The sequence below is a fragment of the Ferdinandcohnia sp. FSL W7-1320 genome, assembly GCF_038050315.1.
Lineage (GTDB): Bacteria > Bacillota > Bacilli > Bacillales > Bacillaceae_L > Ferdinandcohnia > Ferdinandcohnia aciditolerans.
In genome coordinates, this window is the sequence record NZ_JBBPAM010000001.1 from 3,001,507 (window position 1) to 3,017,759 (window position 16,253).

The 16,253-nt window shown below is 37.7% G+C and carries 10 protein-coding genes; all 10 read left to right on the top strand.

From position 1 onward, the window contains the following. Nucleotides 1–418 precede the first annotated feature (418 nt). Nucleotides 419–3,364, top strand: coding sequence for a fibronectin type III domain-containing protein (locus NST91_RS14910; RefSeq protein WP_341331783.1), 2,946 nt, complete (start codon nt 419–421; stop codon nt 3,362–3,364). Nucleotides 3,365–3,913: 549 nt separating this feature from the next. Continuing rightward, nucleotides 3,914–4,201 (top strand): heterocycloanthracin/sonorensin family bacteriocin, encoded by a 288-nt coding sequence (locus NST91_RS26320; RefSeq protein ID WP_445724515.1) that lies wholly within the window; start codon nt 3,914–3,916, stop codon nt 4,199–4,201. 173 nt (nt 4,202–4,374) lie between these two features. Beyond that, on the top strand, nt 4,375–6,339 hold the full coding sequence (locus NST91_RS14925) for a putative thiazole-containing bacteriocin maturation protein (protein ID WP_341331785.1): 1,965 nt from the start codon (nt 4,375–4,377) through the stop codon (nt 6,337–6,339). Beyond that, nucleotides 6,336–8,279, top strand: coding sequence for a TOMM precursor leader peptide-binding protein (locus NST91_RS14930; protein ID WP_341331786.1), 1,944 nt, complete (start codon nt 6,336–6,338; stop codon nt 8,277–8,279). The genes NST91_RS14925 and NST91_RS14930 overlap by 4 nt, the downstream gene beginning before the upstream one ends. A gap of 20 nt (nt 8,280–8,299) precedes the next feature. Beyond that, nucleotides 8,300–9,868 carry a SagB family peptide dehydrogenase gene (locus tag NST91_RS14935; RefSeq protein ID WP_341331787.1) on the top strand — a complete coding sequence of 523 codons (1,569 nt, stop codon included), beginning with the start codon at nt 8,300–8,302 and terminating at the stop codon, nt 9,866–9,868. 430 nt (nt 9,869–10,298) lie between these two features. After that, a complete protein-coding gene (locus NST91_RS14940) occupies nt 10,299–11,015 on the top strand; it encodes an HAD family hydrolase (protein WP_341331788.1) in 717 nt (238 codons plus the stop codon). A gap of 131 nt (nt 11,016–11,146) precedes the next feature. Then, complete coding sequence (locus tag NST91_RS14945; RefSeq protein WP_341331789.1) at nt 11,147–11,926, top strand: SDR family NAD(P)-dependent oxidoreductase; 780 nt, start codon at nt 11,147–11,149, stop codon at nt 11,924–11,926. A gap of 816 nt (nt 11,927–12,742) precedes the next feature. After that, complete coding sequence (locus tag NST91_RS14950) at nt 12,743–13,549, top strand: enoyl-CoA hydratase-related protein (RefSeq protein WP_341331790.1); 807 nt, start codon at nt 12,743–12,745, stop codon at nt 13,547–13,549. Nucleotides 13,550–13,631: 82 nt separating this feature from the next. Then, on the top strand, nt 13,632–15,092 hold the full coding sequence (locus tag NST91_RS14955; protein WP_341331791.1) for a CoA-acylating methylmalonate-semialdehyde dehydrogenase: 1,461 nt from the start codon (nt 13,632–13,634) through the stop codon (nt 15,090–15,092). Between the two features lie 54 nt (nt 15,093–15,146). After that, nucleotides 15,147–16,187, top strand: a complete 1,041-nt coding sequence (locus NST91_RS14960) for an enoyl-CoA hydratase/isomerase family protein (RefSeq protein ID WP_341331792.1) — start codon at nt 15,147–15,149, stop codon at nt 16,185–16,187. Nucleotides 16,188–16,253: the final 66 nt, after the last annotated feature.

Below are 16,253 nucleotides of genomic sequence, written 5' to 3' on the forward strand. Positions count from 1 at the left end.
TGTTGAGATAATAAGGAAAAACTTTATTCCTGGTATTCTACATAAGAACTCTAATCGGAGGCTCGATTTAGTTCTTTTACTGAAGAAGAGACAGTCGGGGTGAAACCGAATCCACTTAACTGGCTTTAAAGCTGTTGATGTCAATCGAACGGGTTAATCATAGTCATTTCATTGGTAGTAATCATTTCTTCATACAGGACTTTTTGCGCAGGAGGAAATAACCATAACTGTCTAAAAATTCAATAAAATGATTGTATACGTACTTATATGGAAGAGATTAACATAGTTGTGAAATCCTAAATTCCCTTTTAATAAACTTTTAAATGCATTCAGCATCTTAAAAAGTTTATATAAATTTTTAAAAGAATGGAGGGCAGAAAGTTCATATTACTAATTATATGGGAAGGTGGAAAAGTATTTGAAGAGCTTTAAGATAATTTTATCTGTTTTTCTAACTTTATTATTAGTTTCAAGTAACTTTAATGTAGTGGCAGCGAATGCAAAAACGGGGACATCTCCTAATGGACCTGCATCACCAGTAAATTTACAGATTCCAAACCTTGCTTATGATGAAGACAGCATCACTCTTGTATGGGAAAAGCCGGAACAGTATAAGGACATCGTTGACTTTAATATCTACATGAATAAGAAGAAAATTGGAAGCGCTTTAGAAGATAATAGTGGACCAGCAAAAGCCTATATCGATAATTTCTATGAAAATATTGATAAGGATCATTTCCACGAGAAGATATTAATCCATAATTTTCAGGTTAATAATCTTAAACCAAATAAATCCTATGAATTTTATGTTACATCAGTAAATGCTGAAGGGGTGGAATCAGCACCTTCCAATAAAATTGTAGGAAAAACAACAAAAGCACCTGAAATTTTTAATATCATTGATTTTGGGGCAGCCCCAGATGACGAAACAAAAGATACGGAAGCTATTCAGGCAGCAATTGACGCTGCTACTCCTGGTTCAAAGGTGGTAATTCCAGAGGGGAAATTTATCTCTGGAGAATTGTGGCTTAAATCTGATATGACATTACAAGTGGATGGGTATTTGCTTGGATCTCCAGATGCAGAAGATTACAGTATGAATTTTTGGCTTTATGACTATTCAACAGACGAACGTTCATATTCACTCATCAATGCACATACATACGATTATGGAAGTTTAAAAAACATTCGTATCGTGGGCAACGGCATCATTGATGGTAACGGGTGGAAATATGATAAGAATCATCCTACTGTCGATGAACTAGGAAATGAATTACCACGTTACGTCGCTGGCAATAATTCAAAAGTAACCGGAAATGTAAAAGTAGAGAACGGGAAAATGAGCCCATTAAACCTTGAATCTGGAGATACATTTGGTATTCTTGCTGCAAACCAATCATATGCAGCACAAGAACTAGGTATGGATGTGAAGTCTGCTTATTCTACCCGCTCAAATCTGATTACTGTTCGTGGTGTAGATGGCATGTATTACGAAGGCATCACACAGCTAAATCCTGCAAATCACGGGATTGTAAACCTTCATAGTAAAAATATCGTTATAAATGGAACCATTTCTAAAACATACGATGGAAATAATGCCGATGGTTACGAGTTTGGTGACTCTCAAAATATCATGGTATTCAATAACTTTGTTGATACTGGTGATGATGCTATTAATTTCGCATCTGGTATGGGACAAGCAGCATCTAATAGTGAACCAACCGGAAATGCTTGGATATTCAACAACTATATCCGCGAGGGACATGGAGGGGTTGTCACCGGTAGTCACACAGGTGGGTGGATCCAAGACTTCTTAGTTGAAGATAATATCATGTATAAGACGGATGTCGGTTTACGTAGTAAGACAAATACACCAATGGGTGGTGGGGCAAAAAATATCCTTTTCAGAAACAATGCCTTAGAAGGTATTGACGGAGACGGTCCATTTGTCTTCACTTCCTCATATACGGATGCGAACGCTTCAATCTTATACGAACCAGCAGAGGTTATCTCGCAATTTAGAGATATGGAGATTGTAGATACAACTGTTCGAAATCAAGGCGGTAGTAAAAAACAAGCCATTCTAGTTAACGGGAATAATGATGCTGGCGAGGTTTATCATGAGAATATAACATTTAAAAATGTCAAATTCGATAATGTCTATTCTGTTAATATGAATTACGCAAAAGGCTTCAAATTTATTAATGTATCTTTTACAAATGTGAAGGATAACGGTGGAAATCCATGGAGAATTAAAAATTCTACTGTACTTATCTTTGAAAATACGACAAACGCTCCAGTAGATGCAACTCAACAACCCCAATGGTCTGAAAATGCAGGTATTCAAGCAGAATCTACACCTGACGGAAAAAGTGTGACATTAACTTGGGATGAAGCTACTGATAATGTAGGAGTTACGGGTTACACCATCTTTAAAGATGGTGAAAAACTCAATGAAGACTATACAACAACTAATCAAACTAGTTTTACTGTTGAGGGGCTCACTCCTGCTAAAGAATACACATTTAAAGTGGAAGCTACTGATGCAATCGGAAATCGAACATCAAATGGTCCAGAAATTAAGGTAAAAACAATTGGGGAAGCTGACCAAACAGCTCCAGTTTTACCAGAGAATACAAGTATATCAGAATCAACTACTAAAATTCCTTCTGGTGATACTTTTAGCGGGAAAGCAGTAGACGTTGTGTATACAGGGTTTACTTGGACCTCAATCACTTGGGATGTTGCTAAGGATGACACTGGAATAGCGGGTTATAATATTTACGCAAATGGAGAGTTAGTAGGATTTGCAACATCAAATAAATACACATTAACAGGTCTTGAACCTGGCACAGCATATAAGATTAAGGTTGAAGCAGTGGATCTTGCTGGTAATAAATCACCATATAATAGTGCTCTAGAGTTTGAGACAGCAAAGCAATATCCTATAGGGGCTCCGTATTTTGAAGGTGACCTAGAAGCAATGATTAATACAGACGGAACAAGCGTTTCGCTTTCCTGGAATGAGGCAAAAGCAAAAAATCAAGATGTAATCGGATACCGAGTATATGTGAATGGTCAAGCAATCAAACCAGATGGAGCGACATTCACACCGATTAATTCGGAAATGACAACATTTGATACTAGCTATACTGTAACAGGATTAAAACAAGGAAAACGCTACACCTTTAAAGTAGAAGCGGTTGGCCATGCAACTAAATATTCTAAGAGAGAAAGACTCTCAGATGTCCTACCAAACGGCCTTGTCGAAGTCTCAGGTTACAGATGGAGTGGATTTGGACCAAGTGTCGATGTTCACCTCATTCCTGGTAAAGCAAAGAGCAAACAAGCTAAGTCTAATTAATCTATAAATCCAAAGAAGTGTAAAAAAGCCAACGTCATTAAAATGACGTTGGCTTTTTAATTCATAAAAATGACTGTTATGAATATGACGTTGGTCTTTATAGCAAAGAAATAGATCATACGTTCCTATCTACTTATATAAATGAAATAACCTTTTGTTATTTAACTCTTTTTAGACAATTTAACATGTTTTTGAAGGACGAAAAAATTCTAAAAATAGTTTATTAGATAAAGCGTGATGGTGGATAAGAGGAATTTATCCTGGTCAAAAATAAAGTCATGTTGCATGGACAAGCTAGTCTATAAGCTTTTCTATTTAGTAAATTCATAGTCTTAACTGTTTTCAATTAAAAATAGGCATTAGAATCAGGCACAATACCCATTAATCGTTCATAGTTTGTTGGGGAAAGACTTAGAATTATTTCCAATATAACTTAATCATATTACTTTACTATTTTGTTCGTTCTATTTTCTTTTAAAGTACTTTCACCCCTTATTAAATGAATAATCGGAGGTAATGTTCGTGAACAATTTTCAAAATGAACTTCAAATGTTGAACATTGGAGATTTCCATTCGAGCGAAGCAGTTCCTTGGGACCCAAATCAGTATTATGAGGAATCTGCCCGTCAAATAGGTGGAATTGGCGGATTCGGTGCATTTGGACGATGTTCAAGTTGCTTTAGTTGTTTTCGATGCTTTAATTGCTTTAATTGCTTTAATTGTTTCCGTTGCTTTAGTTGCTTTAGTTGCTCTAATTGTGGTGGACGCTGTGGCGGTGGACACCGTTGTGGAGGCGGAGGACGCTGTGGAGGCGGACACCGTTGTGGAGGTTATTAATTCGAATTTAATTATTAAACTAATCTAGCCTATTAAAAAGGCAGCCCCTAAAAAATTGCTTTAGGGGCTTTCTCTCTAAGATTAGACATATAAGACAAATTTCTGTACATAGGATTATAGTGACTGTGATGGTATAGAAACCTTAGTTGGATATTTTGTAAAGGAGGAGCGAAATGACAAAATTAACCCCTTCTATGCGTCTCAAAGTAAAAAGAGACACGTTTTTTCTCCCTGTTTCAAACAACGGAGTATATTTTCGGAATAATACAAGTTCGTTCAGTATGAAAGGAAATACGATTGATAAGTGGGTTCAAAAACTAATACCGATGTTCAATGGAGAGTACACGTTGGGGAATATAACAGAAGGATTACCCGGTCCATACCGTGAGCGGGTATATGAAATTGCGGAAGCACTGTATCGTAACGGATTTGTTCAGGATGTTAGTCAAGATTTACCGCATCAATTGCAATCTCATGTTACTAAGAAGTTTGCATCTCAAATTGAATTCTTAGAAAATTTCGGAGATTCAGGTGCTTACCGCTTTGAACTTTATCGACAGTCAAAAGTTTTGGTGGTTGGAGCTGGCCCATTCTTAGTATCTTTGGTATCTGCATTACTCGAATCCGGATTACCAAAGTTCCATGTATTTATTACCGATCAAGTATCTACTAATAGAAAGAGGTTGTCAGAACACGTTGTACATGCACGTCAAACCGACCCAGAGGTAATGGTAAATGAGTTAAACCCACAAAAGGATGAGATGAGTTCATGGCGGGAAATTGTGCAAGAATTCCAATTCATTTTGTATGTGTCACAAGAGGGTGATGTTGAGGAATTGCGGGCTCTTAATGAGATTTGTACGGAGGAAAAAAAGGGATTTCTCCCCTCTATTTGTTTAGAACACATAGGAATGGCTGGTCCTCTAGTACGTCCTAATTCTCAGGGGTGTTGGGAATCTGCATGGAGGCGCATTCACGAATCTGCACTTCACAACGATCAGTCGTTATCCAATTTCTCTGAAATAGCAGGAGCAATGCTTGCAAATGTAATCGTCTTTGAATTGTTCAAAGAGATTACCAGAAGAACCGAAATGGAAAAAGAGGATAATCAATTCTTTTTACTTAACCTAGATACTTTGGAGGGGAACTGGCATTCCTTCATCCCACACCCCTTTGTGACGGGATTTGCAGAAGCTAAACGGATACACGATTTAGATTTAAGGAGCAAAGAAGGAGTTAGCGGTGGTGATGTGGATAAATTGTTTCTATTATTCAATCATGTGACATCACCTGAAACAGGAATTCTTCATACTTGGGAAGAAGGGAATTTGAAGCAACTTCCCTTATCACTATGTCGGGTTCAGGCAGCAAACCCTTTGTCAGATGGGCCTGCTAAACTGTTGCCAGAGATTGTCTGTGCTGGTTTGACTCATGTGGAGGCTCGGAGGGAAGCAGGGTTGATCGGGATTGAAGCCCATGTTTCTCAAATGTTTAATCATATCTTTAAAACTCCTCCACAACTTGAAGTAGATGGTAGTATTAGAGAAAAAAACGAATTTATCAGTGTAGGAATGGGGGAAACGTTAGCAGAAAGTGTATGCAGGGGATTGCAAAAGTGTTTGGTTAAGGAACTAAGTGAAAAAAATGTAGAACGGAAGCATACTGTATCACTTGTTGAATTGGAATCTTTAAAAGATAAGCACTGTCAGTTTTATATGCAGGTATTGACTAGGTTGAATGGTGCACCGATTATCGGCTTAGGAGAGAAGGTTTCTGGATTCCCTGTTGTTTGGATTGGTACTAATAACCGCTGGTATAGCGGTATAGGATTGACTATCACAAAGGCATTGGAAAACGCATTACAACACGCAATTATGAAGGCAGAAAACATTGGGGATTTTCAAACATCTCATGCAATGGAAGTTTCTTCGGTACAGCTGGAGGAAACTGTCCCACTCAGCCTTGAAATACCTTCTTGTGAAAGAATGTTTCATGCCGAGATTTTGAATTCCGCTATAAAAGTATTAGAACGTAACAACAAACAAATATTGGTATTTGAACTTCAAATAGAACCATTTTGGAAAAAGGAACAAGTTGAACTGTGTGGTGTTCTTTTAAGAAAGGTGGAGTCCACATGAATGCTATCGTGGTGATTATCGGAGAAGGTTTTTTAGCTGATCACGTGTCCGAAGAATTGGCCTCCCATTACATGTTAATTCGTCATCCCGATATCAACTCAGGAATACCAGAAGAGACTAATTTGGTTTTAGTATTGCATGAAGCCTGGAATCCCTCCAGCCATCAAAAAGCAGAAGAGTTATTACGCCCTAAGGGAATCCCCTGGTTACGAGGTTTTGTTTCCTTTGGAGAGGGTGTGGTTGGTCCGTTAGTTCGACCAGGTTCCACAGGTTGTTCCCAATGCGCTGACATGAGACGCCTCATGGCTGGCCGTGACCGAATAGAAATGCAGGATATGCAGAAACACCTTGAGGAACAGAGAGGAATTACTCGTGATGTTTGGGCATCTAACACGGGGCTTTTGCAGATGGCATATTTGATAGTTGGAGAGGTCAAGCGTATTCTAGATGGAAATATCCCTCATTCAGAAGGAAAACTACTATTAATGAACTTGCAAACTCTAAAAAGTTCATGGCATTCCTTTCTTTCTAATCCACTTTGTTCAGTGTGTGGTGGACTTCCCGTAGATTCAGAAGATAGTGCCAAAATTACTCTTCAACCAAGTCCTAAGACCAGCCTTGACAGTTATCGATGCCGTTCTATAGACGACTTAGAAACATTCTTAGTAGACGACTATTTGGATCCTAAGACTGGCTTTTTAAATGGTAAAATGTATGACCTCTTGCCGCCTTTTGCAGATGTAGGTGTTAATTTGCCTTTGCTGATAGGTGACGAGGGAGTTGCCGGACGGACCCATTCATACAAAGTAAGTGAATTGACTGCGATATTAGAAGGCTTGGAGCGGTACTGTGGTCTTGCTCCACGTGGCAAAAGAACTGTCGTACATGATAGTTTCCGCAATTTAGAGGGAAAAGCACTAAATCCTCTCACAGTAGGCATTCATGAACCGGAAAAATATTCTCAACCGGGTTTTCCGTTTAAACCGTTTGATCCTGATAGCCCAATGAATTGGGTATGGGGCTATTCACTTTTACAAGATCGACCGATTCTTGTTCCAGAGTTGCTTGCCTATTACAGCTTAGGCGATGGGGAGGGCTTTGTCTATGAAACCTCAAACGGATGTGCATTAGGAGGAAGCTTAGAAGAGGCTATTTTCTACGGAATAATGGAAGTAGTGGAACGTGATTCATTTTTGATGACCTGGTACGCGCAAATGTCCATACCCCAATTAGACCCGTATTCATCTAACGATAGGGAATTGGAGTTAATGGTTGATCGCATACGTGCAGTTGCAGGATATGAAATATTTTTGTTCAACTCGACGATGGAGCACGGAATTCCAAGCGTATGGGCATTGGCAAAAAACAGAAAGAAAGATGGATTAAATATTATTTGTGCAGCAGGAGCGCATCCCGACCCGATTCGAGCTGCTAAAAGCGCAGTTCATGAACTGTCCGGTATGATGCTTACGCTTGACGAAAAATTTGAGGAGAACAAGGGAGAGTATCTGCATATGTTGCATGATTCTTCCCTTGTTCAGAAAATGGATGATCATGGCATGCTCTATGGATTGCCGGAAGCGGAAGAGCGTCTAAAGTTTTTGCTGCACGAAAGTCGTCCATTGCTAACATTTGCCGAGGAATTCAAGTTGAAGGTACCACATTCAGACCTTACCAAAGATCTTAAAGACATTCTCCGGGAGTTTCGTCGATTGAAACTCGATGTAGTTGTTGTGGATCAAACGACATCGGAAACCCTACGAAATGGACTTCACTGTGTAAAAGTATTAATACCAGGAATGTTACCGATGACATTTGGACACCATCTTACTCGAATAACGGGACTTGAGAGGGTATTGAAGGTACCAATGGAGCTAGGGTATGAGAATCATCTTCTTACACTAGAACAGCTTAACCCACATCCACACCCGTTTCCATAAGTAGACTAGGAGGTAGTAGGATGAGTCTGAATGAATTTCTGTACAACTTACATTTTGACATTGATAAAGTAAGCCCTCCAGATAAGGTAGTCGATTGGGATGATTCACCTTTGACATATAAATTATACCGTGACTTGGAGAGTTTTCCGATGACTTTAGATGTGCCGTTGAAGCTAGAAGAGCAGGATGTCCCCAGTAAACCTACTCATAGCACAATGGGGCATTTTCTGTGGTATGTATTTGGTCTTAGTCAAATAAGCCAATCAGTCTTCACAACGGACCAAGACGTTGATCTAATGCAGTCGTACAGACGGTATGTCCCTTCCGGAGGAGCTTTATATCCAAACGAATTATACGTTTATCTAAAATTGGAGGATTTGCCTTTTGGGGTATACCACTATGATGTTGCACACCATCGATTAGTATTACTACGAGAAGGTAATTTCGATTTTTATATCAACCAAGCTCTTGGTAACCGCATTGATTTGTCTACATGTTTTGGTATGGTTTTTATATCAACAATGTTTTGGAAAAATTTCTTTAAATACAACAACTTTTCCTTCCGTTTACAAGGGTTGGATACGGGAGTTCTGATTGGACAGTTACTCGAAGTAGCAAAACGGTTTGGATTTGAGACAGGGGTATACTTCCAATTTCTTGATAAGGCAATCAACCATCTACTCGGGCTATCCGAAAAAGAAGAAAGCATATATGCGGTTATTCCACTTACTGTAGAACCAACAAACTGGAATATTATTCAGAGTGACAGATACGGTAACGTCAATTCAGTGGAACTAGCTAGTAAATTGAATGAAATTAATAATAATTACTATTTACGATCACAGAGGGTACAAGAGTACCCAATGTTAACAAAGCTTAATGAAGAGTCTTTTATTGACTCCACGGAATCAATTTATAAAATTAAGCCCAAAAAAAGAATATTTTGTCGGGGTCCTAAAGTAACTCTTCCTCAGGTGAATCGTTTATCTTACGACCTTGCGTCGGTCTTGCAAAAGCGTTTTTCACCGGACATGGATTTCATTATTGGAAAGGTAAATCAGCTGGAACTGGCTAGTTTACTACAAGAGGCAACAGATTCCTTCGCATATCGAAATGATTTGGACAACGAAATAAAAGGGCAGGAGTCCCGTATCTCACTGTATGGCTGTTTTCATAATGTTGAGGGAATTCCGGATGCTGCTTATTCTTATGATAGCATTACTCATTCGTTACAACAGATAGAACCTGGAGACCATCGACTTGACCTTCAATACGGAATGTCTGCAGATAATGTAAATTTGACCCAAGTCCCACTCTGCTTTCACGTGGCAGGAGATAGAGATCACTTAAAAACTTCACTAGGTCTAAGAGGTTACCGGATTCAACAAATGGAAGCTGGTATGCTGGTGCAGAGATTACTTTTGGCGGCCACAGCAATTGGATGGGGAGGACACCCACTTCTAGGATTTAATGCGAATATGAGTGATAAGATTTACAAAATGGATTCACATAAAAAAACTAGTTTAATCCAAATACCAATCGGTCCTTATCGACCTCGACCATGGTTAAGGGGTAGCTTACGTAGCTAAAGCAGAACACTTTAGAAAAGCAAAGAGAACTATTTTCTTTGCTTTTTTTGATAGAGCAACATTTCAACGTCAAACAATGGACAAATTGGGAACAATAAAGGAAATTTTCGTTAGAATAAACAAACAATTAGATAGAAAAGAAAAGGACATCAAGGATGATAGAAAGTTCCTTTTATGGACGGCGTACAGTTTAGGTGCTGCACTGTTAGGAACAGTAACCTTTGTAGCTCCAAAAGCAATTGATGAATATACCGATAATAAAAAGATATGAATAAAAAACTGATACTAGCATTAGGGCTGTATAGCTCTGATCCCTCATTCTTACTTGTGTAGGTGCTGTTGCTTATTTGTTTGATTAGATGAAGGAGGCCCTCTGTTTTCTCTAGTTGATAAATAGTGATATCATCTTAATATAAGGAGGGCTGTGAAAATGGATACGATAATTTTTGATGTCGATGATACACTATATGATCAAGCACAATCTTTTCATAGAACGGTGAGGAAGCTTTTTCAAGAGCCATTTTCAGACGAGGAGATTGATCAATTATATACTGCAAGTCGTAAGTATAGCGAGATATTATTTGATCAAAGTGAAGCAGGTGAAATATCCCAATTTGAATGGCAAACCGGACGAATCATGGCTGCCTGTAAGGACTTTAACATCCCAATAGATACAGAAAAAGCAGCTATTTTTCATGAAACGTATGTGACCGAACAAAAAAACATTACCTTGTTTCCCGAAGTCGAGGAACTGCTAAATGTGCTCTACAAAGAAGGAAAACAGCTGGGAATTCTTACAAATGGTGAAGAAAAACATCAAGCAATGAAAATTAAACAACTCAGCCTTAGTCGATGGATTCCGGCAGAGATGACGTTTATTTCAGGTACAATTGGTCATGCAAAACCGAAAAGAGAAGTATTTGATTTTATTGAAAAGAAACTAGACCTTGACCAAACCAAAACCGTGTATATTGGGGATAATTTTGAAAAAGATATTATCGGAGCAAAACAAGCAGGCTGGCAAGCGATCTGGATGAATCATCGTAAGAAAGCTTTACCGACTAATGCTACCTATAAACCAGATAAAGTAGTACATAGTGCCATGGAGTTATTAGAATTATTTACGAAAAAGGCTTATTTATGGTAGGAATCAGCGATTGTCATCCTGGTTCCTATGTAGGTTTTTAGCTTTTATGTGCAGTCCAGTAATTAAAGTTTCTTGTTAAGGTTCCCTTTGTGGTAAAATTTAGATAATTCTAACCACAAGGGGTGGATGGTGTGAAATTTGAAAATCAAGTGGCGCTTATAACCGGGGGAACTTCTGGAATTGGACTAGCCGTAGCAGAACGATTACTTCGTGAGAGTGGAAAAGTTGTCATAGTTGGTCGTAATAGGGAACGCGGAAACTCAGCCCTAGAAAAACTGAAACAGATTAGTCCACATGTTCTTTTTCTATCAGTCGATGTAAGCAAAGGAATAGAAGTAGAACAGATGGTAAAAGAAACAGTGAACACATTTGGAAGAATCGACTTTGCATTTAATAATGCGGGAAATGCGGAAGGTACGCCTGCACTGACACATGAATTAAGTGAAGAAGACTTCGACCATATGATGGGTTCTACGATCAAAGGAGTTTGGTTGTGTATGAAGTATGAGCTGCAAGCAATGATTGAAAATGGTGTTGGTTCAATCGTTAATACATCATCCCTGGATGCCTTGATTTGTTCGGCATACACTACAGCATATGCAGCTGGGAAAAGTGGCATTCTGGCATTAACCCGCGGAGTCGCCCAAGAATATGGGAGTAAAGGAATTCGAGTTAATGCCATTACACCTGGTGCAATCAGGACTCCGATGATTGAACGAAAATTTGAAAACTTGACTGAAGAGCAATCAGAATGGTTAGAAGAAAAGTACAACAGCCTTAATGCCCTAGGAAGAATGGGGACCTCCTCTGAAGCGGCAGATGTGGTAACCTGGTTATTTTCTAAAGAATCTTCCTTTGTAACAGGTCAAAATATCATTGTTGATGGTGGAGTTTCCATCGTGACAAAATAAAGCTGTCTGGACTTAAAACCTGCGATGGTCAATAAGTGGAGTCAATAATAAGCTAATCTGTTTCTCTTTAAAGTTACTCGCATTTGAAAAGCTATAAATAAAATTAGATATAGAATAGAGGCAGTGGATTTCACATCAGAAATCACACTGCTTTTAACTATATATCTACCTTAAGGATATACTTATGTTTGATGAAGTTTTTATTTAGTTTACATAATATCTATTAAGTTCTAAAGAATCGATTTTTTGCTTCTTATATTTATTGGAGCGGGATTGGGAATTACACGGTGTGTCTTTAAGAGTTATGTTATTTAACATAGCTCTATTTATTATGTCTATGTTTGGAAAGATTTAAACATTTAAGTCAAAATCGTGGCTACTAATAATGTTTATAAAGTCTTAAAGGTTTTAACAATACTTAATTTTCTACTTACCTAACCTTAATCAATCACAATTATTAATCCTGGGGAAGTTTCTTCATTACAATTTCTGGAAATATCTTTAACAAATGTATTTTAACCTTGGAGGCGGTTGATAAAATGGGTGTCGATTAGAAAAAATGGCTACAAAAGTTTATAAAGCGTAGTCATCACTTAATTTTTATAAAAATTGGTTTTTGAGTAGATATCTTCTTGACAGAAAGAAATTAGTTTAAGTCAAAACTGAATTAAACTAATTCATTTTAATTCAGTTTGATTTCAATAAATTTTAAAAATACAGATAATATATATCTTTATTTAGTTGGTATGATTCTTGCATATAAAACAAATGAATGCTAATCCACTTTGAAAGTATATCAATTTTAGGAGTGATTAAATGTCTACAACTGAGGTAAAAGAATTTACAAATGTAAACTTAAAAATTGAAGACCGTGTAGGAATTGTGTATATTGCTAATCCACCAGCAAATGCATTGAACTCTGATACGATTAATGGTTTGTCAGATTGTATTGATTATCTCGATCGAAAAGTTAGTGGAGTAAAAGTAATTATTATTACTGGTGAAGGAAGATTTTTTGTCCCAGGTGCCGATATAAAGGAATTTAAAACAGCCATTGGCGACGTTGAAATAGGTGAGGTAATGGCTAAGAAAGCACAAGCTCTTTTCAATAAGATAGAACAATTAGAGAAACCTGTGATTGCTGTAATTAATGGTGCATGTTTAGGAGGCGGTATGGAACTCGCTATGAGTTGTCATATGAGGTTAGCTGCCGAAGATGCTGTGATGGGGCAGCCTGAATTGAACTTGGGGCTTATTCCAGGGTTTGGAGGAACTCAGAGATTACCTCGACTAACGAACACAGCTAAAGCATTGGAACTGATATTGACTAGTGAGTTTATAAAAGGAAAAGAAGCAGAGAATATTGGCTTAGTAAATAGGTCATATCCTTATAAAGAGCTCATGAAAGAAGCAATAAAATTAGCAAATAAAATAGCAAATGAAAAAAGTGCAATATCAATAGCTGCAACACTTAAAGCAGTAAATACAGGTATTAAAAAAGATTTATATGAAGGGTTGGAACTAGAAGCAAGACTTTTTGGAGAAATGTTCGGCACGAAAGATATGGAAGAGGGAGTACTTGCTTTTGTTGAAAAGCGAAAAGCAAACTTTATAGATCAATAAGATCAAGTTCCAAACAAGACAAGTTCTTGATTTTTGTATAGTAACATTCCAAATATAGGTGAAAAAGAGAGGAGTTTTTAAAATGGCAAAAACAATCACAGAAACGAACACTTTAAGAAATTATATTGGTGGACAGTGGATGCAGTCGACAACTGAAAATGTAGAACCGGTGTACAATCCAGCTACAGGCGAAGTATTGGCTTATGTTCCGATTTCAACAACTGAAGACCTAAACAAAGCAGTCGAATCGGCAAGTAAGGCATACTTGAGTTGGAAAAGGACCCCAGTTCCACAAAGAGCTCGTATACTTTTTAAGTACCAACAGCTCTTAACTGAGAATTGGGAGGAGCTTGCAAATTTAATAACAAAAGAAAATGGCAAAACATATGAGGATGCTTATGGTGAAGTACTGCGTGGAATAGAATGTGTGGAGTTTGCTGCTGGAGCACCAACGTTAATGATGGGGGAACAACTGCCTGATATTGCTTCCGGAATAGAGTCTGGTATGTATCGCTATCCAATCGGGGTAATCGGTGGAATTACACCATTTAACTTTCCAATGATGGTTCCGTGTTGGATGTTCCCTTTGGCTATAGCCTGTGGAAACACTTTTATCCTCAAGCCATCAGAACGAACCCCACTTTTGGCAAATCGATTGGCTGAAATATTTACAGAAGCGGGTCTACCTGAAGGTGTACTGAACATTGTTCATGGTGCACATGACGTGGTTAATGGAATATTACGACATAAAGACATAAAAGGGGTTTCATTCGTTGGTTCCCAACCTGTTGCAGAGTATGTGTATAAAGAAGCAGCCGCAAATAAAAAAAGAGTTCAAGCACTAGCGGGAGCAAAAAATCATTCTATTGTTATGCCTGATGCTGACTTAAATAATGCTGTTAGAAATATTATTAGTGCTGCATTTGGATCTGCAGGAGAACGATGCATGGCTTGTTCTGTCGTAGTTGCTGTAGGTGATGTAGCAGATCGTCTAGTAGAAAACCTTAAAAATGCTGCGGACAATTTAATTGTAGGGAATGGATTAGATAAAAATGTCACACTTGGTCCAGTTATTCGAGATTCACATAAATCTAGAACCATCGGCTATATTGACAGTGGAGAGAAGGAAGGTGCTGTTTTAGTTCGAGATGGTCGTAAAGATGAAATAGAAGGAAACGGATACTTTGTTGGACCTACAATTTTTGATAATGTCCAACCTGAAATGAAGATATGGCAAGATGAGATATTTGCACCAGTACTTTCAATTGTAAGGGTAGATACTCTTGATGAGGCTATTGAATTAGCAAATCAATCCGAATTTGCGAATGGAGCTTGTCTCTACACAGATAGTGCTAAATCTGTACGTAAGTTCAGGGATGAGATAGATTCTGGAATGCTTGGCGTAAATCTTGGAGTTCCCGCACCAATGGCTTTTTTCCCGTTTTCAGGATATAAAGATTCTTTCTATGGAGACCTTCATGCAAATGGTAAAGATGGGATAAATTTTTATACCCGTAAAAAAATGCTAACAGCTCGTTATTAATTTATTTAACTATTCCGAAGTAAAGAGAAAATATACCAGGTGGTGTTTCCCATTTTGGAACAACAAAGTGTATTAGTAGAAGTAAAAAATAATATTGGCTGGATTACCTTAAATCGACCAAAAGTATTAAATTCATTAAATACTGAGATGGTGGGAATTATTTATGAACAATTGCTAAATTGGCAGGTGGACCAACGTGTTGTCCTCATTTGTATTACAGGTGAGGGAACGAAAGGTTTATGTGCTGGTGGCGATATGCGTGCATTATATGATTTAAGAGATACAAATATTCAAGAGGAAGCCTTTTCCTTTTTTTCAACAGAATATCAGATGAATTTGCTTATACATCACTACTCAAAACCAATTCTAGTATATATGGACGGAGTTGTAATGGGTGGAGGGGTAGGCTTATCTATTGGCTGTAGCCATAGAATAGTCACAGAAAAGACAAAATGGGCAATGCCTGAAATGAATATTGGTTTTTTTCCGGATGTAGGGTCTAGTTATTTCCTTAATAAAATGCCAGGACAAATTGGCCGATATTTAGCACTTACCTCAAATATAATCAATGCTGAGGATGTAATCTATACTGGAGCCGCCGACTACCAAATAGATACAATAAGTTGGCCGAAATTAAAATCTGATCTCTTGTCAAATGATTGGTTTGCCAGTTCAGTAGAAACCGAGCTTACTAGAATAGTAAATCATCACAGTAGAGAATCCTCAACCGAGTCGTCAGAGCTAGCCGATAACTATGATAGAATTAACAAACATTTTAAATATGAGTCGATCGAAGAGACTATAGTTTCTTTAAATAATGATAGTAGCGATTGGGCTGAAAAGACAAAATTAACCCTTTTGTCTAAGTCCCTACTTTCTTTAAAAGTAACTCTACAACAATTACAAAAAGGAAAATCAAAAACGATTAAAGAGTGTTTTGATATGGAATTAAATTTAAGTATGAACTTCATGAACAACTTTGACTTTTTTGAAGGTGTTAGATCAGTACTGGTAGACAAAGATAGAACTCCTAATTGGAAATATAAGTACTTAAAAGAAATTACAAATGAAAAGGTCGCTTCTTATTTTACATGATATTCTGATTGAGTTTTTAAATAGTAAGCAGAAAGATAACGGATCACATACCATTGCTACGGATTA